The 18750-nt window shown below is 38.3% G+C and carries 15 protein-coding genes; 4 read left to right on the top strand and 11 right to left on the bottom strand.

Annotated elements, in window-relative coordinates; all coding sequences use genetic code 11:
• Positions 1-22: 22 nt before the first annotated feature.
• Both JQ841_RS00385 and mscL read left to right on the top strand, forming a co-directional pair.
• Positions 23-454, top strand: coding sequence for a GtrA family protein (locus tag JQ841_RS00385; RefSeq protein ID WP_203179776.1), 432 nt, complete (start codon positions 23-25; stop codon positions 452-454).
• 85 nt (positions 455-539) lie between these two features.
• Positions 540-917, top strand: coding sequence for a large conductance mechanosensitive channel protein MscL (gene mscL / locus JQ841_RS00390; RefSeq protein ID WP_203179777.1), 378 nt, complete (start codon positions 540-542; stop codon positions 915-917).
• Positions 918-958: 41 nt separating this feature from the next.
• Here mscL and hemH read toward each other — a convergent pair whose 3' ends face one another.
• Positions 959-2053, bottom strand: a complete 1095-nt coding sequence (hemH, locus tag JQ841_RS00395) for a ferrochelatase (RefSeq protein ID WP_203179778.1) — start codon at positions 2051-2053, stop codon at positions 959-961.
• A 152-nt stretch (positions 2054-2205) separates the two neighbouring features.
• Between hemH and pepT the strand changes: the two genes are divergently transcribed.
• Positions 2206-3429 carry a peptidase T gene (gene pepT, locus JQ841_RS00400; protein ID WP_203179779.1) on the top strand — a complete coding sequence of 408 codons (1224 nt, stop codon included), beginning with the start codon at positions 2206-2208 and terminating at the stop codon, positions 3427-3429.
• Positions 3430-3464: 35 nt separating this feature from the next.
• Here pepT and JQ841_RS00405 read toward each other — a convergent pair whose 3' ends face one another.
• The 8 genes from JQ841_RS00405 to JQ841_RS00440 form a co-directional block, all read right to left on the bottom strand.
• Positions 3465-7010: a pneumococcal-type histidine triad protein gene (locus tag JQ841_RS00405; RefSeq protein WP_203179780.1), complete on the bottom strand. Its 3546-nt coding sequence runs from the start codon at positions 7008-7010 to the stop codon at positions 3465-3467.
• 211 nt (positions 7011-7221) lie between these two features.
• Entirely contained in the window at positions 7222-10332 is a 3111-nt protein-coding gene (locus JQ841_RS00410) for a pneumococcal-type histidine triad protein (RefSeq protein ID WP_203179781.1), read from the bottom strand.
• 7 nt (positions 10333-10339) lie between these two features.
• On the bottom strand, positions 10340-11257 hold the full coding sequence (adcAII, locus tag JQ841_RS00415; protein ID WP_049539664.1) for a zinc-binding lipoprotein AdcAII: 918 nt from the start codon (positions 11255-11257) through the stop codon (positions 10340-10342).
• A gap of 142 nt (positions 11258-11399) precedes the next feature.
• Entirely contained in the window at positions 11400-12791 is a 1392-nt protein-coding gene (locus tag JQ841_RS00420) for an APC family permease (RefSeq protein WP_203179782.1), read from the bottom strand.
• A gap of 120 nt (positions 12792-12911) precedes the next feature.
• Positions 12912-13478 (bottom strand): thiol-disulfide oxidoreductase-associated lipoprotein SdbB, encoded by a 567-nt coding sequence (sdbB, locus tag JQ841_RS00425; protein ID WP_203179783.1) that lies wholly within the window; start codon positions 13476-13478, stop codon positions 12912-12914.
• Positions 13479-13489: 11 nt separating this feature from the next.
• Positions 13490-14197 carry a thiol-disulfide oxidoreductase-associated membrane protein CcdA2 gene (gene ccdA2, locus JQ841_RS00430; RefSeq protein WP_203179784.1) on the bottom strand — a complete coding sequence of 236 codons (708 nt, stop codon included), beginning with the start codon at positions 14195-14197 and terminating at the stop codon, positions 13490-13492.
• 212 nt (positions 14198-14409) lie between these two features.
• Complete coding sequence (locus JQ841_RS00435) at positions 14410-14685, bottom strand: HU family DNA-binding protein (RefSeq protein WP_001284640.1); 276 nt, start codon at positions 14683-14685, stop codon at positions 14410-14412.
• A 107-nt stretch (positions 14686-14792) separates the two neighbouring features.
• Positions 14793-15632, bottom strand: coding sequence for a DegV family protein (locus tag JQ841_RS00440; protein ID WP_203179785.1), 840 nt, complete (start codon positions 15630-15632; stop codon positions 14793-14795).
• Positions 15633-15772: 140 nt separating this feature from the next.
• Here JQ841_RS00440 and JQ841_RS00445 point away from each other — a divergent pair, with 140 nt between their 5' ends.
• Positions 15773-16621 carry a YitT family protein gene (locus JQ841_RS00445; protein ID WP_203179786.1) on the top strand — a complete coding sequence of 283 codons (849 nt, stop codon included), beginning with the start codon at positions 15773-15775 and terminating at the stop codon, positions 16619-16621.
• Between the two features lie 87 nt (positions 16622-16708).
• Here the strand turns inward: JQ841_RS00445 and JQ841_RS00450 are convergent, their stop codons facing one another.
• Together JQ841_RS00450 and JQ841_RS00455 are read right to left on the bottom strand one after the other, a co-directional pair.
• Entirely contained in the window at positions 16709-17626 is a 918-nt protein-coding gene (locus JQ841_RS00450) for a bifunctional riboflavin kinase/FAD synthetase (RefSeq protein ID WP_000587433.1), read from the bottom strand.
• A 258-nt stretch (positions 17627-17884) separates the two neighbouring features.
• Positions 17885-18745 carry a methionyl aminopeptidase gene (locus tag JQ841_RS00455; RefSeq protein ID WP_000631543.1) on the bottom strand — a complete coding sequence of 287 codons (861 nt, stop codon included), beginning with the start codon at positions 18743-18745 and terminating at the stop codon, positions 17885-17887.
• Between the last annotated feature and the right edge of the window lie 5 nt (positions 18746-18750).

Here is an 18750-nt window from a genome sequence, read left to right on the forward strand (position 1 = left end):
TGCTTTATGCTATACTAAAAACATGAAAAAACGCATTCAAAGTCTCTTAGAGAATGAGCTTTTACTCTATCTCTTTTTTGGTCTAACTACTACTCTTGTCTCTATCCTATCCCGATTAGTCATTTATCAACTAACTCAACAAGAACTCCTGGCTACTGGACTAGCAAATAGTATCGGTATCCTCTTTGCATTTAGTACAAATGATAGGCTTGTATTTAAGCAAGCTAGAGAGAATTGGCCAAGCCGTTTAATGAAATTTATTCTAGCACGTCTATCTACTTTTCTTTTAGACTTGTTTTTAACTTTTCTCTTTGTAACTCAGTTTCCAAATATTATCGGGCAATTTGTAAATAATAATATTAATAGAGTGAATGGTGTTGAAACAGTTATTGCACAATTCTTAATAATTATTCTCAATTACATTTTTAGTAAGGTATTTATTTTTAAAAAATAAGAAAAAATTTAAGCATATAGCTTGCAAGAACTTCTTAATTAATATATAATTAAGAGTAAAAATTTTTTGAAAGGAAATTATGAAAATGTTAAAAGATCTTAAAGCATTTTTGCTTCGTGGTAACGTTGTTGACCTTGCTGTCGGTGTGATTATTGCCACTGCTTTTGGTGCAATCGTTACTTCACTTGTTAATGATATCATCACTCCACTTATTTTGAATCCAGCCTTGGAAGCTGCGAAAGTACAAAACATCGCTGAGCTTGCTTGGAATGGTGTTACATACGGTAAATTCTTGAGCGCTGTTATCAACTTCCTAGTTATCGGTACTGTTCTCTTCTTCCTTATCAAAGGTATTGAAAAAGCTCAAAGTCTTACTAAGAAAGAAGCTGCTGAGGAAGCTCCAGCTGGTCCAACTGAGTTGGAAGTACTTCAAGAGATTAAAGCTCTTCTTGAGAAAAAATAATCAATTAAAAGGATCTAGCACAAAGCTAAATCCTTTTTTCTTTACTCTTTTGGTAACTTACCTGCTTTTTCAAGCATTCTCTTGATAAGATAAGGCATCTTAACATTCTCACGACCTTTTTTCTCAATCAGTTTTTTCACAAATTCAGGCATTTGTAAATCTTGAGATTCGGCCAAGATATTTTTAGTCTCATCTGAAGGAACTAACTCATCAAAGGTTTCTTCTTCTGGGAGAAATTCCTTAAATTCTTGATGTTCATTGGCTCTGACTGTACTAATCAAAGCATCAATCAAACGAGAATCTGTATTCGGCATTGGTGGACGATGGTAATGAACCCCAAATTCCTTACATAACTCATAACATTCCACATCGTTGTCAAACAAGACCTCAATGTGCTCACTGATAAAACTAATAGGTACAAAAATATAATGGTCTGGATGCTCTGTCTGTTCTCTGAGATATTCTAATACATCTGGCTTGATCCATGGAATCCCGATATCACTCTCACTCTGCCAAGTGTTGGTATATTGCTCGGAACTCAAACTCAGTTTTTCAGCAACTAGCTTACTATTTTCAAAAATTTGGTCGATATAAGGGTCACCAAAATCCAAGGCAAAAATGGGCACACTATGGGCTGAAAAGATGACTTTAAAGCTATCTTGCTTCACTTCTTCTTTTAAAATCTTCGCAATTTCATCTGCCCAATAGTTTAAGAGCGCTTCTTCTTGATACCAGTCCTTAATAACTAAAAATTGAATTTGCTTACTTTCTAAAAATTTCTCGTATCCCATGACAGAGTAAAAAGAATAATGTGGCTCCAAAATCAAGCAAATACACTGCTCGATTCCGTCTGCTTCCATCTGACCAATCACATCTGGGATAAAGGGTCTAGAAAACTTATTAGCAAAATAAACACTGTATTCATTCCCCAGCCTAGCTTCTACCAAGGCAACCTCTTCACGGGTAATTTTTTGCAGAGGCGTGCCACCAATTCGTACATAATTATCATAGAGAGTTTGAATCTCGTGGTCTTGAGGTCTCACTCCACGACGAATATTTGTGAAAAAATCAGCTACACCTTCAAAGGTAATCTCTTCTGGCGAACCGAAAGTCATCATTAAAATTGCTTTTTTCATAATCGCTTCCTTGTGATATTTTTATCAAGTTTATTTTATCATGAATTCGTTGATAAGTAAACGCTAACATTGTAAATTCCCCTAATTTCTGCTTTTGTTTTTCTCTTCTTTCTATGATACAATGGAAAAAATAAATTCAAAAGGAGTTTTTAATGACTTACCCAAATCTCTTGGACCGCTTCCTAACCTATGTTAAGGTCAACACGCGCTCTGATGAACACTCTACTACTACTCCAAGTACGCAAAGTCAGGTTGACTTCGCAACCAATGTTCTTATTCCTGAAATGAAACGTGTTGGACTGCAAAACGTCTACTACCTTCCAAATGGCTTTGCCATTGGGACCTTGCCAGCTAATGATCCATCTTTAACACGCAAGATTGGCTTCATTTCCCACATGGATACTGCTGATTTTAATGCCGAAGGAGTTAATCCTCAGGTGATTGAAAACTACGATGGTGGTGTGATTGAACTAGGGAATTCTGGTTTTAAACTGGATCCAGCTGACTTCAAGAGTCTTGAGAAATATCCAGGACAAACGCTTATCACAACAGACGGAACAACCCTACTAGGCGCTGATGACAAGTCTGGTATTGCTGAAATTATGACTGCTATTGAATATCTAACTGCTCACCCTGAAATCAAGCACTGTGAGATTCGTGTTGGTTTTGGACCAGATGAGGAAATCGGTGTTGGTGCTAATAAATTTGATGCAGAAGATTTTGATGTGGATTTTGCTTACACTGTTGATGGTGGTCCACTAGGAGAACTTCAGTACGAGACCTTCTCAGCGGCTGCTGCAGAACTTCATTTTCAAGGACGTAATGTCCACCCTGGTACAGCTAAGGGCCAAATGGTCAATGCCCTTCAGCTAGCAATTGATTTTCACAATCAACTTCCAGAAAATGACCGACCTGAGTTAACTGAAGGTTACCAAGGTTTTTACCATCTAATGGATGTGACAGGTAGTGTCGAAGAGGCGCGTGCAAGCTACATCATTCGTGATTTTGAAAAAGATGCCTTTGAAGCGCGTAAAGCAGCTATGCAGTCTATCGCTGATAAGATGAATCAAGAACTTGGTAGCGACCGTGTCACTCTAAATCTGACAGATCAGTACTACAATATGAAAGAAGTCATTGAAAAAGATATGACTCCAATTACCATTGCTAAAGCCGTTATGGAAGATCTGGGTATCACTCCTATTATTGAACCAATCCGTGGAGGAACAGACGGATCTAAAATTTCCTTTATGGGAATTCCAACTCCGAATATCTTTGCGGGTGGGGAAAATATGCACGGACGTTTTGAATACGTTAGCCTTCAAACTATGGAACGTGCAGTTGATACCATCATTGGTATCGTAGCTTATAAAGACTAAAAAGACGAGGTAGCTCAGCTACTTCGCCTTTCTGTTTATTCTGCTGGTTTTTCTTGATTTCCAGCACTTGTTGTAGATTCTGTTGTTTCCTTTTCTGAAGTTGATTCAGCAGGTTTAGAATCGGTTGTGTTGCTTGGTTTGTTTTCGTCACTTGCTGTTTCACTGTTAGATTCCGCAGCTGCTGATGTTTCAGTTTTGTGACTTGTCTTATCACCATTTGCTTCAGCATTTCTTGTTGGACTTACTTCTTCACTTGTGCTTGATTTTGACTTGATTTCTTGATTCAAGACTAAAATAGCTTTTGTCAACTCAAGTAAAGCAGCTTTATCTTTACTCTTAGCAGAAAGTTGATCTAGCAATGCATCTACTTTATCAAAGTCTGCATCAGAACCCTTATTGTTTTCTAAATAAGCATGAAGCGACATAAGAATATCGTAGAGTTTTTGATAGAGTACAAGTGTCTGAGGATCTTGCTCAGCATTTTCCTTTTCTTGTTGAAGGGCGCTAGCGATACGACTCAAGACATCTTTCACCTGACTGTTTACTTCATCCAAGTCTGCATCAGCCTTGTTTGTGGCAGCTTTTAGATTTTCTACTTCTTCTGCCAAGGATTGTCTGATTCCTTCTTCTTGGATTTGCTCCAAGAGTTGATTTGCCTTGCTCAAGAGGCTTTCTACTTCTTCCTTGCTAACATGATTGACATGTTCTTCAGGCATAAAGTCTCCATACAATTCTTTCAAGAAGCCATAAATAGCTGTTTTGGCACTTTGATTATCAACTTTTTCAGTATCTAGAACTGTCTGACTTGATTTCGCAGTAGTTGGCTGAGCTTTCAACGCTTCTTCCACTTCTTGTTTTGCCTGATAGATGCTTGGGAATAATTTGTTCAATTCTGCTGCCTTAAGGAAGGATTGAGATTGATACAAGGTCCAAGTCAACTGAGCTACTTTGTTTCGTAGTTCATCACTCAAACGACCGTCATTTACGTGTTCGTAGAAATACTTGATGTATTCAACTGTTGTAACACCTGTTCGGTCATTAAAGTCTTGAAGAGCTTGAAGTTGTGATTCAACCGCTGCCAAACCTGCCTCATCTTTAGCCAACTTAGCTTCTTGGAGTCGAACGAGAAGGTCTTTCTTAGGAAGTCCATAAGTGTCCGTATCCAGAGTATTGATTTTATCAATCAAGGCCTGATATTTCTTATCTAAAGCACTTGTTTCAACAGGTTTGACACTTTCATCAATATGGATATATTGCTTATCAAAGAGATCAAGTGTTGCAAGATAACCCGCTGTAGAGTTAGTTGCCAGTTTCTTCATGTTTTCAGTAAACTGACCTAAGGCTAACTCAATCTGTCTTTGTTCGATAGGCTTGTCTTTGTAGATACTTCTGCTATCAGCTAAAAGTTGATCTACTTTTTCCAAGACTGCCTTCTCATCAAAAGCTCCAGGTTGATAATTGGATTGTAGAGCTGGAATTTTGTTTTTCAAAGCCACTTCATAGCCCTTGGTTTGAACCTTGATGTAGTGATTGTGGTCGCCATGAGGAATCACAAAACTACCATTCTCTACCTGTAAGCTATAAGGAGACACCCCATCTCGCAAGGCAGTCGTATAAAGTTCATTTAGGAAATCAAGTTCTGGATTTCCAGTTTGGAGTGGCAAACGAACATGTTCCTTACGAACAGCATATGGGTGGATATGAGTTGGATCATAGGCTTGGTCTGGATTTCCAAAGACAAAGAATCCGTTTGAAATTCTAATCGCTTCAAGTGGAACACCATAGGTCTTAGAGATATAAGCAATCTTTTCTTCATCGCTAGCATCTCTTGAGAAAGACTCTACCGTTTTAGCAAGAGGTTTTACAGGCTCTACATCATGATGTGTTTTCAAATGATCCTGAGCCGCCTTGATTTGGTCTGCTGTCAAGTCTTTCTTGAAGAAGTAATGGTTATGATCACCATGACTCATAACAAATCCTTGCTCATCCTCACTAATGACACGATTGGCATCAAAACCGTGATCGTGTTCCTCACCATGATGGTGTCCATGATGATCTTCATCGTGATCGTCATCATGAGCTGGACTTGGTGTTGTTGTATTCGCCCCTTTCAAGTGATCCTGTGCAGCCTTAATTTGCTCTGCTGTCAAGTCCTTCTTGAAGAAGTAATGATTGTGGTCACCATGAGTCATGATAAATCCTGCTTCATCTTCAGCAATAATCCGGTTGGCATCAAAACCGTGTCCATCTTCTTCATGTTCCTCATGTGAAACACCTGGATTGACTGGAAGAGATGGCAAAGGTGTTGCTAGACCATTGTTAGGAAGAGTCGGTTGCCCAATTGGGTTCGATTTTGGAATGTAATGGAAATGGTCACCATGTCTGACAATATAAGCTGTGGCTGTTTCTTCAACGATATCTTTTGGATTAAAGATATAGCCATCAGATGTTGAAGAGATAGCTTTATTCGCAGACAATGAAGCATGATTCAAAGTAGATGGACTACTTGAAAGACTGCCTAGACTAGACACTACTTCATGAGGTTTTTCATTTGTAGAAACCGTAGAACCAGTTCCACCGATAGGCACCATTCTAGCAATCTTTTCTTCTAAAGGAGAGAGCTTGCTGTAAGGAATAAAGTGATAATGGTCACCATGCGGAATCGCAACTCCATTTGGTGTACGACTGATAATCTTAGCAGGATCAAAGACCAGGCCATCTGATTCACTGTAACGTTGGTCGCTAGGTGAATCATAGAGTTCCTTCAATAGACTTTGGAGATTTTCAACTTTGCTTTCTGGCTTGCTAGTTGATCCTTGTGCCACAGATTGCGTGTTATTGTCACTAACTACTGAAGAATACCTTAACTGGCTCGGTTGCGTATTTTTGCCAGCTAGATGAGCTTTAGCAGCAGCTAACTCACTAGCAGACAAATCACTTTTTGGAATATAGTGATAGTGCCCTCCGTGAGGAACGATATAAGCATCACCAGTATCTTCAATTATATCAGCTGGATTAAAGACATAACCATCATCTGTCGTATAGCGTCCCTGTGATCTTGCTACAGCAACATCTGAGCTGACCTTCTCATTATCTTTGACGTGTTCTTGTTTTTGACGGTTGATTTCATCCTTGGTTCGAACATTATCAGCATGTGCAACATCTTTCAGATAAACATAATATTTTCCATCGACCTTGATGATATAACCACCTTTGACTTCATTGACAATATCAGCGTCTTTAAGTTGGTAGTTTGGATCCTTCATCAAAAGTTCTTCACTAAATAGGGCATCATAAGGAACTTTCCCATTATAGTAATGATAGTGGTCGCCGTGTGACGTCACATAGCCCTGATCTGTAATTTTGATGACAATTTGCTCAGCCTGAATTCCTTCTTTCTGGCTAACCTGATCTGGTGTCAAGTTTTCACTTTTCTGACTTGACTGGCTACCATCCACATAAGAAACACGATTATTGTCATTATTTTCCTGCGAGCGATGCTGGTTCAGTGCATAGGCGCAAAGACTTAAGGATACGATAACAGCTGATCCAGCTGCTATATATTTTTTACTGAATTTCATAAATCCCTCATTTCAATAAATGATGAAGCTATTTCTTAACTTCTTTTCTCGGTTAAACAGTTTTTTCTCAACTGGTTATTTAACCAATTAATTAACCAGTAAATAGTTTACCTTTTTTAAGTTTATCTGTCAAGATTTTTATATCATTTTAAAAAATAAAAGCCAGTATTGCTACTGACTCTTACATTATTTTGATTTAACAAGATAAAATTTATGCTTCTGGATTCGTCGTAACTGACTCACTACCTTTTAACAAGGCAAGTAATTTTTCTGCTTCTGCCATAATGCCATTATTATCCATAGTTTGGAGGCTCAAATTATTTCGTAAACCAGCTAGACTCTCTGCCACATTGTCTTTCAAACTAGCAACGGTTACTGTATCAAGTAGAGCTTCTACTTCTTTGAGTTTGGCTTCTACTTTTTCAGTCTCTACTTGAGGAACTTTAGCCTCATCTGTAGTATCTTCAGCTTCTTCCTCTGTCTCTTCCGTATCAGTGCTTGGTTTATAAAGATTATCTGCTGAAGGATTTAAACCTGCGTGATTCTCTTTTTCATCAGATTCAGGGCGAGTTGGCTCACTTACTTCATCATGTTTCTTATCTTCATCAGTTTTACTGTCTTCTGGCTTATTTTTACGAACATGGTCACTGGCATTTCCCCAACCATTATCTGAGTGCGGACGTTCGTTTGGATGTTCTACATAGTATTTTACAGTCGCAAAGAGATCCTCTAAACTATAGCCTTTAGGTGCCTCATAAAGTCCTTCGTCAAACCACCCAAATTTAATGTTATGGTAATGGTCGTAATGAGGTATAATTAAGCTACCATTTTTAACTTCAACAGTATGTTGTAAATTGTAAGGAATTTGATCAAGTGGAACCTTCTTAGCAGCCTTAACTTTATTATAGATTGCTTCTACTCCTTTAACCTCAGTATTTCCTGAACCCTGATTATCTGTTGAAGGAGGTGTCAAACCTTTCTCTTTAGCATAAGCTTGAGCTGCTACTCTTTCATCTTCAGACAAACTTTCTTTCTTAATCCAATGACTATGGGTCATATGTGGAGTGACATAAGCATCTCCCTCATCACTGGTAATATCACGAGTGTCAAATATATAGCCATCTTCTGTTGTATACTTACCTGCTAATTTCGCTAATTTAATTTCATCGTCTGTATAAGCAATCTGAGAATTTGGTTTACCAAGACGTTCTGGGTGGGTAATTGGGGCTAGGAATGCCAATAAATCATCTACCAATTTTCCTTTATTAGTAGATTCATCATTCAAGCGCTCTGCTAATTTGTCTAAGGCTTGGAAATCAGAAGTACGTCCCTTATTTTCAGACAAGGCTTTATGAGCCTCGGTCAATAAATTATATGCTTTATCGTAGAATTCTTGGTCACGAGGTGCCACATTTTCTTTCTTCGCAACTAGTGCGTGTGTCTCTTGAGTTTTCTTAGACAAGAGATTTTCAATAGCGTCAATCTTATCCTTAGCCAGGTCTTTAGCTAGAACATAACGACTGACTCCCTTATCCTCGAAAATATAACCGTCGCCAACTTTTCTAACAACCTGGTTGACATCAAATTCTGTCGGTTTATTTTCCACTGGTGCTAGAGGTTTTGTAGTAGGGGCTGGCTTCAGAGGAGTAACACTTGGCAAGACACTGCCATTTTGACCCTTAACAGCTATTATACGAGCCAATTTTTCTTCCAGTGGTGACATTTGTGAATAAGGAATAAAGTGATAATGATCTCCGTGGGGCACTGCGACCCCATTAGCTGTACGTTTGATGATTTGTGCCGGATCAAAGACTAAGCCATCTGATTCAACATGACGTTCTGATAAAGGTTTGGCATACAATTCACTTAAAAGTGTTGAAATGTCTTCCCCTTGATTTTGATGATATGTTGGGGTAACAGTCAGATTTGGAGTCTCTGTCAAACTTGGTTGGGCTGGATTACCATTATCACTACTTGGTTTACTTGAGCTTGTAGAAGTACGAGAGCCCTGCTTACCATTCCAATAAGCTTGAGCTGCAGCTAATTCTCCTGCCGACAAAGTGCCTTTTGGTATGTAGTGGAAATGATTTCCATGAGGGACAATAAAAGCGTCACCTGTATCTTCAATCACATCTGTTGGACTAAAGACATACCCATCATCCGTTGTATAGGCACCTCCAGTTCCTCGATTTGGTGCCTGCGTATTGAGATTAAAGTTTGGTTTAATGGTTGAACTTGTTTTCTCAGGACTGCTTGGTTTCGTATTATCAGAATGACTTTGAACTGGCTGACCTCCAATTGGTAGATTTCGAGCCAATTTTTCTTCCAAAGAAGACATTTGCGAATAAGGAATGAAATGGAAATGATCCCCATGAGGCACTGCCACACCATTTGCTGTACGTTTTGTAATCTGTGCTGGATCAAATACTAATCCATCAGACTCCACGTGTCGTTGGCTAAGTGGCAAAGCGTACAATTCTTGAAGGAGACTATCCAAGTCCTCATTTTGACTCTCAGAAGACGTTGTAGGATTTTGAGGAGTATCAGCTTGACTCGTTCTCACACTAGATCTTGTTTCACCTCTGCTTGAACGATATTCAACGGTACTTAATTGGCCACCTTTTCCAGATAAGAAGGCTTGGGCTGCAGCTAATTCACTAGCAGACAAGTCACTCTTAGGAATATAGTGGAAGTGATTGCCATGAGGAACGATATAAGCATCACCCGTGTCCTCAATGATATCAGACGCATTGAAGATATACCCATCATCCGTTGTATAGCGTCCTTGGGCTTTGGCTGCAACAACCGCTTGATCGTTTGAACCGCCACCGTGATTACTACTATGTTCCTGCTTCTGACGTTTAATCTCTTCTTTTGTCCGAATATTGTCCGCATGAGCCGCATCCTTGAGGTAAACATAGTATTTCCCGTCTACCTTAATCACATAGCCACCCTTGATTTCATTGACAATGTCTGAATCCTTCAACTGATAATTCGGATCTTTCATGAGGAGTTCTTCACTGATGATAGCGTCATAAGGAACCTTGCCATTATAGTAATGATAATGATCTCCATGAGAAGTCACATAACCTTGATCCGTAATCTTGATAACAATTTGTTCTGCGTTAATCCCTTCTCTTTTACTAACTTCATCTGGTGTCAAATTTTCTGCCTTTTGACCAGCCTGATCACCATCTATATAAGCAACTCGATTAGAATCTTTCTTAACTTGACCAGCTTGATACCGACCAAGCTCATAGGAACAAATACTTAGGGCAAGAACTGCCACTGAACCTACTACATATTTTTTATTGATTTTCATTCTTTCCTCACTTCAATTCTTCTGCTAGAACACTCATATTTTCTTCCAGATTTTCTAAATAAGTCTTGTCATTTTGTGGGTCTGCCTCTAAAGGATTCAAAGTTTTAAGACCTACACCTGTTGATTTGACAAGAGTTTCAGCTACTTTTGAAGAAGCATTACTTTCTGTAAAAATCGTTTTAACCTTATAGGTTTTAACAAATTCCTGAATTTCTGTTAGTTGTCTTGGACTTGGTTCTTGTTCAGGAGAGATACCTGCAATACCAAGTTGATTGAGTCCAAATCGCTTAGCTAGATAAGAAAAAGCTGTATGTTGAGTTACAAATGTTTTCTGACTCGCTTTTTCAAATTTAGGCTGGAATTTCTTAGTCAATTCCTGAGCTTTTTTGATAAAGGCTTGCGCATTTTTCTGGTAAGTTTCTTTATGCTCACTATCCACCTCTGAAAGTTTATCAGCGATAATTTGCGCTTCTTCGCCAGCTTTCTCAGGATCTAGCCAAGTGTGAGGGTCATATAGTGTTTTTTCATCAACTCCATCCCCTGCTTCCACATCTTCTAACCCTGGGACGCGGTCCAAGGTCATTCCCTCAGATGCTTCTAAAACCTTAACTTTGGATTTTTTAAGATTGGGATCTAGACTTCCTGCCCAAGATTCGAGAGTATGAGAATGGTAAACAAAGACATCTGCATCATAGATGGCTGCGATATCATTCGCTGAAGGCTCAAAGGAGTGAATACCGCTACTTGACTGAATCATTCGAACATCATTCAAGTCACCAGATACTTCCTTGACCATAGCGTAGATAGGATAGAAACTGGTCACAATTTTCATCCCTTTCCCTGTCTGGCTTTCCTTTTGGCCACAAGCACCTAAACATAAAAGAAAGACACTTAACAATACTAAAAATAAACTTTGTTTCTTCATACAAAACTCCTTAACTATTTAATTAACTGGTAAACAGTTTACTCCTAAAAATTTAATCTGTCAAGCTATTTTTAGAAAAAATTTGAAATTTCTTTCACATATAAAAATCTGCTGAGTTTCAATAACTCAACAGACTTTCACTTTATTCTTCTATGGTAGAATGCTTGTAACCATAAGTGAAGTAAATAATACTTCCTACTAACAATGCAACTAGGAAAGCAAGCCAGGTTTCCATATTATACTGCAACATAAAGGACAAACAAATAATGATTGATAAAATTGGTAACAGAGGTACCAATGGTGTTTTAAATTCCCCAGCTTTGGGCATCCCTTTTTCTTTCCTTAAGCGAATCAGGCCGTATGCTAGCATGATCAAGTAGGCCAATGTACAAATATTTAAGAAGGCTGCAATACTAGCTAGTGGGAACATTCCTGCTGCTACTGCTGAAGCTAGACCCGTCAAGATAGTAGCATTTTTGGGTACCTTGCTTGTCTTCGTTAGTGCTTTAAAGGCGGCAGGCATTAAACCATCACGCGATAAACTGTAAATCATACGCGATAGGGCATAGGTCATCGAAATACAAACTGTAATCAAGGTCAAGATAGCCACTAATGACACATAGTTGGCTGCCCAACTAATCCCAACGCTACGAAGAGCAAAGGCAACGGCATCATCGACATTTAGATGACTGTAATGGACAACACCAGTCAAAACAAGCGTCACCAAGGCATAAAGAATGGTTACGATAGAAAGTGATAAGACAATCCCTCTAGGAATATTTTTTTGAGGAGTCTTGACTTCATCTACAGCCATAGAAATAGATTCAAATCCTAAAAATCCAAAGAACATCAAGGACGCACCAGCCATAATACCAGTACTAGCGCCATAGATTTGTCCAAAACCATAAGGAGCAAAATTGCTCCAATTATCAAGTTTGATATGCCAAATTCCTACCAAAATAAAGAGGGCTAAAGCGGAAAATTTCAAAATAACTAGGATCGAATTAAAGCGTAAGGCTGCCTTAGCATTTAGTAAAACAAGCGAGGTCACCAAGACCAAGACAAGAATAGGCAATAAATCAACAAATGTCCCTGCCTGAGGATTAAAGGTACCATTTAAAGCCTGAGGAAGGGATATCCCGTATTGAGAGAGCAACCCTTTAAAATAAGCTGCCCAACCAGAAGCCACACCTGATATGGCTGTCATGAACTCCATCATAGTTAACCAACCTGCCAACCAGGCTGGGAATTCTCCTAAGATGGCATAGAGATAACTGTAGGCACCACCTGTAGCAGGTACTCGTGAAGCAAATTCTGCAAAAAAGAGAGCTGATAATCCCACACACAAGGCAGAAATGACGATTGAAATCACTAGGGCTGGACCAGCAAGCGTTGCGGCTGCAGTACCTGTTATTGTAAAGACACCTGTCCCTACCATGGCTCCGATACCTAGCAAAATCAAATCCCATAATTTCAAATGCCTGTGCATCTCCGTTTTATCTAAACTAACGTTCTTTGTTCTAAATATATTCATCTTTGACTCCAAAATAAAATGATGATTCTATTTTACCATAAATATAGGATATTTGTGAATATTTATAAAATAATTTTTTAAAAAAATCTGACTACTTTTGTAATCAGATTTTTATCTATTCTAGTTCATTTCTTTAAAGGCTGCTTCTGCATCCGCGTTGCTGATAACACCAAATTGAATCTTTCCAATCTTTCCTTGGCTATCAATTAGGTATTCTGTAGGAATGCTTCGAATTTGATAAGCTTGGAAGGTTGTAGCCTTTGTATCATAAAGAACTGGGATATCCTTATAACCTTGATCTTGGAACCATTGTGGGAATTGCTCGACTGTTTTTTCACCTTGAATTCCTGGTGCAATGACACTAAGAATTTCGAAATCGCGATCTGGTTTTGCAGCCAATTCCATCAACTCGGGCATACTTTTCTTACATGGACCACACCATGAAGCCCAGAACTTCAAATAGACTTTTTTCCCCTTATAATCAGATAACTTGACTTCTTTGCCATCCATTGATTGCAAGGTAAAGTCTGGAGCCTCTTTTCCAACAGCAATTTGTTGTACAGGCGTTTGTTGCTGTTGTTTTGGGGATTGTTCTGGTGCTTGAGTCTTTTTAGTCTCTTCCTCACCACAGGCTATCAATACGACTAATGACAAGAGGCTTAAGCCAGCAAACATTACTTTTTTCATCTTTTTCTCCTTTATTCAAAAATTCCAGCTAGAACATTTACTTGTCCTAATAGTAACAAAATTCCCATTAAAATAATGAGGAAACCACCAATTTTCTTCAGTAGCATCATATGACGTTTAATTTTACTAAAATAAGGCATTACTACACCTGAAGCTAGAGCCAAAACCAAGAAAGGAATGGCCATCCCCAGAGTGTAAATTAAGGTATAGATTGCTCCTTGCCAAGCACCATTACCTCCAGAAGCCGCAAGCGCTAAAACAGAACTCAAAACTGGACCAATACAAGGCGTCCAACCAAAGCTAAAAGTAATACCGAGTAAAAAGGCTGACCAATAACGATTGGCTTCTGATTTCTTAAAAGTAAAGCTTTTTTGAACCTCTAATTTCTTAAAATGAAAAATTTCCATCTGGTGAAGGCCTAAAATGATAATAATTGTTCCCATAGTGTAACGAAACCAATTGGCATAGAGAATATTACCAAAGTAACCAGCACCAAATCCTAGAATAAAGAAAATGAGTGAAATGCCTGCGATAAAGCAAAGAGTTCGAATCAGACCTGACCAGGCAACCTTTCTCCCAAAGAAAGAAAAGCTTTTTGCGCTTTCCTGATCATCCAATAAAATCCCAGCATAAACTGGCAAAAGAGGAAAGATACAGGGAGAAAAGAAGGACAAGATCCCTGCTAAAAAAACGGAGATTGAAAATACTATCGTTTCCAATAAAAAACCAACTTTCTTAATAATTCTAATCCTATTTTACTATAATCAATTTCATTTGTATGATTTCTGCTACGCAAATTGAATTAGTCTGTATTTGAAAGATTTTCCGCTACTAGTTCATTCAGATTCTAGCCCCTTTTTTGCCCCCTATACACAAAAAAGCCTACTGCCCAAGCTAGAAAGCTTGATACAGTAGGCATTTGGAAGGTTGATTATTTAACAGCGTCTTTAAGAGCTTTACCAGCTTTGAATGCTGGAACTTTAGAAGCTGCAATTTTGATTTCTTTACCAGTTTGTGGGTTGCGACCTTTACGTGCAGCACGCTCACGAACTTCAAAGTTACCAAAACCGATCAATTGAACTTTTTCACCAGCTGCAAGGTACTCAGTTACTGCTGCGAATACAGCTTCAACTGCTGCTGCTGAGTCTTTCTTAGTCAATTCTGTAGCTTCTGCTACTTTAGCGATCAAATCTTGTTTGTTTGCCATGTTAATGATTCCTCCAATTTAATTTCTAATTAACAAATATAATCATATCCTAAAATCCCTTTTAGGTCAAGTTAAAAACGCTATTTCTTCCCATTTTCTTTATTTTTTTAGGAGTGGTAACGTACCAAAATAGCCCAAGCGTTCTCACCCGTGTGAGTTTGAATAATGGAACCCGTTTCCAAAACAGAAATTGGCTTTTCAACATAAGCTTGTAAACTTTCTTTCATCTCTTTTGCCCAATCAGCACTACCAGAATATGAAATTCCAATCTCTGCTACAGAACGTTCAGAGAGAGTTATTGTTAACTCATCTAACCATTTTTTAAAGGTTTTAGCTCCACGACCTTTAACAATTGGCTGCAATTCATGGTCTTTCATTTGCATGACAACACGGATATTGAGAAGGGAGCTCAACAATCCAGTTACACGGCCAATTCGTCCACCTTTTACTAGGTTTTCTAGAGTAGAAACACCAATGTAGAGCTCCGTATGGTTTTTTACCTCTTCAACGTGAGATAAAATTTCCGCCATCTCTTTGCCTTCTTGTGCTAATTTCGCAGCCTCAACAACTTGGAATTTCAAGGCTTGGTCAGTGAAGGAACTATCGATAACTGTCACATCGGCAGTAGACAGGCTGGCACCTTGACGCGCTGCTTCTACAGTCCCTGAAAGAGCATGGGACATATGAATAGCAAGAATCTGGCTACCATCCTTAGATAGGTCTTCAAACACTTCAGCAAAGACACCTACAGGTGGCTGACTTGTTTTAGGAAGATTCTTACTTTCTTGCATTAACTGAAGAAATTTACCTTCTTCTTTCAAATCAGCATCAGAATAAACAACATTATCAATCATTACAGATAGTGGAACAACAGTGATATCTAATTGTTTTACTAGTTCTGGTTCAATAGTAACAGATGAATCGGTTACAATCTTAATTTTTGTCATAGTTGCAATCTTTCTATTTTAGGATTCAGATTGGTTTTCTTACTCTTAATTATATCAAAAAAAGATTAAAAATCCTAATGGAGTCATTCAAATTTTCCTTAAAAATTTGATATAATCTACTTATAAGAAAAGAGGTTCCTATGATAAAAAAAATTTATCCCATTTTAACCATTTTACTAGGTGCTGCTATTTATGCTTTTGGGCTAACTTATTTTGTAGTTCCCCATCATCTCTTTGAAGGAGGGGCGACAGGTATTACCCTCATCACCTTTTATCTTTTTAAAATCCCTGTTTCTCTCATGAACTTGCTGATTAATATTCCCCTTTTCATCCTAGCTTGGAAAATCTTTGGAGCCAAATCCCTCTATTCTAGTTTACTAGGAACCTTAGCTTTGTCCGCTTGGTTGGCTATTTTTGAGCGGATTCCCCTTCATATTGATCTGCAAGGTGATTTACTGATTACAGCCCTCATAGCTGGAATTCTATTGGGAATTGGTCTTGGTATTATCTTTAATGCTGGAGGTACAACTGGTGGTACTGATATTCTAGCTCGTATTCTCAATAAATACACTCATATATCCATGGGGAAACTGCTTTTTATCTTAGATTTTTGTATTCTCATGCTTATTCTCCTAATCTTCAAGGATTTGAGATTGGTTTCCTACACGCTCTTATTTGATTTTATCGTTTCGCGTGTCATTGATTTGATTGGCGAAGGTGGCTACGCAGGTAAAGGCTTTATGATTATTACGAAACGTCCTGACCAACTTGCTAAGGCGATTAATGATGACCTAGGTAGAGGCGTTACTTTCATCTCAGGTCAAGGCTACTATAGTCAAAAAGATTTGAAGATTATCTACTGTATTGTCGGAAGAAATGAAATTGTGAAAATGAAGGAAATGATTCATCGAATTGATCCTCAAGCCTTTATAACTATTACAGAAGCCCACGAAATCCTTGGAGAAGGATTTACCTTTGAAAAAGAATAAAAAGAGGTCTTGTAGTGACCTCAAAAGTTAGACTACATCATCTATCTTTTGGGTTACAGACAACCTCTTTTTTAATTACCCAAACTCTTAAGACCAATTTCGAGCTACTTCTTCATCAGCCTTTAACTGATCCACTAATTGGTCGACTGAGTCAAATTTGGTCATATCTCGAATACGATCAAGCCAATAAACCATGACGGTTTCCCCATAAATATCTTGATTAAAATCAAAAATATTGACTTCAAAACGTGCTTCTTCTCCATCAAAAGTCACATTTTTTCCAACACTAGCCATAGCGCGATACTTCTGTCTTTGAATCTCAACATCAACAACATAAACACCATCTGCTGGCATATAAGTACGATCTAAAAGCACTAAATTCGCTGTCGGATAACCAATCGTACGACCACGAGCGTTACCATGAACTACCATACCTCTGGATGGAAGCGGTGCCCCCAAAAGTTCTCCTGCTTCTTTCACATTGCCATCTAAAATAGCTTGACGGATACGAGTTGAACTAATCTTTCCTTTCTCATCTTCTACAGGTGGGACAATGATAACTTCTCCATCAAAGTAATTCTTTAAATCTTCTGCCGTTTTTTTGTCAGAACCAAATGTATAATCAAAACCTGCAACAATAATTTTGGCATTCATAGCCTTGATATAAGTCGCAAAAAATTCTTCTGCTGTGAGACTAGCAAATTTGCTACTAAAATCAAGGAGATACAATTCTTCTACACCTTCACGCTTTAATTTTCTCTCACGTTCAGCAGGGTTCAAAATATGCAAAAACAAATCCGGATGATAAGGCTCTAAAGCAATCTTTGGAGATTCATTAAAGGTCATAACTACGATAGGCAATAAATCCTTTCTCGCAGCCTTATTGGCAACACGAAATAGTTCTTGATGTCCCTTATGTATACCATCAAAATAGCCGAGAACAACGACCGAATCGGATGGTGTGCCAATATCTTTTTGATTTTTTATAGGAATAGTAATAATCATAAAATAATTATATCATAGTGAAAGCTATTTCTGGAGCAGAAAATCTGAAATGTCGTTTTTTTCACCTGAAGTGTAGCAGTTTAGAAGAATTTTGTTTTTGAAATCCTAATAAAGAACAAGAGATTGAATTAAGAATCTTAAAATCAGAAAAACGCATCATATAAGCTACCTAGAACTTGATACAATGCGTTTATTTAATTATGAAACGATCTACTGAATTGTTTCAAAATAAACTTCCAGCAGCCTTTTCACTTTTTATTAATAAGTTCCTTCTTCACCTTGGCTAGTCAAGATAACAGGTCCATCTTTCGTAATCACGAATTGGTGTTCATATTGACAAGATAAACCACCGTCAATGGTCTTATGCGCCCAGCCAGTTTTCATATCTGTATCAATTTCCCAGTCACCAGTATTGATCATTGGTTCAATGGTTAAGACCATTCCTTCACGGAGACGAAGCCCACGACCAGCAATACCATAGTTAGGAACCATTGGTTCTTCGTGCATGGTTGGGCCAACACCATGACCAACCAAATCACGCACTACACCGTAACCACGACTTTCAGCGTATTCTTGAATCGCTGCTCCAATATCACCGATACGGTTTCCAACAACAGCTTGCTCAATCCCCTTGTACATAGCTTCTTTAGTTACATCCATCAAGTTTTTCACTTCTTCGGACGGTGTACCAACAGCATAAGCCCAACATGAGTCTGCAAGACCACCAGAATAGCTCTGAGTGTATTTTTTCATTTGTTCAACATTGTTGAAGTTTAATTTTGAGACATTCAGGTCGGATTTAGCAATTGGGCCTCCCAAAACCATATCAACTTTGAGCAAATCACCATCTTTCAAGATATAGTGACGAGGGAAAGCATGAGCCACTTCATCATTAAGAGAGCAACAGGTAGCATAAGGATAGTCCATCATTGCACCGTCAACTCCAATCTGAAGCGGAAGGAAATTTTCTTCCTTACAACGACGGCGAACATACTCTTCAACTTCCCACATATCTACGCCAGGCTTAATCAAATCACGCAAGCCGATATGAATACTTGCTAGAAAATCCCCAGCCTTATCCATAGCTTCGATTTCACGAGCTGATTTTAATGTTATCATTTTTT

The sequence above is a fragment of the Streptococcus mitis genome (assembly GCF_905187535.1).
Taxonomy (GTDB): domain Bacteria; phylum Bacillota; class Bacilli; order Lactobacillales; family Streptococcaceae; genus Streptococcus; species Streptococcus mitis_BS.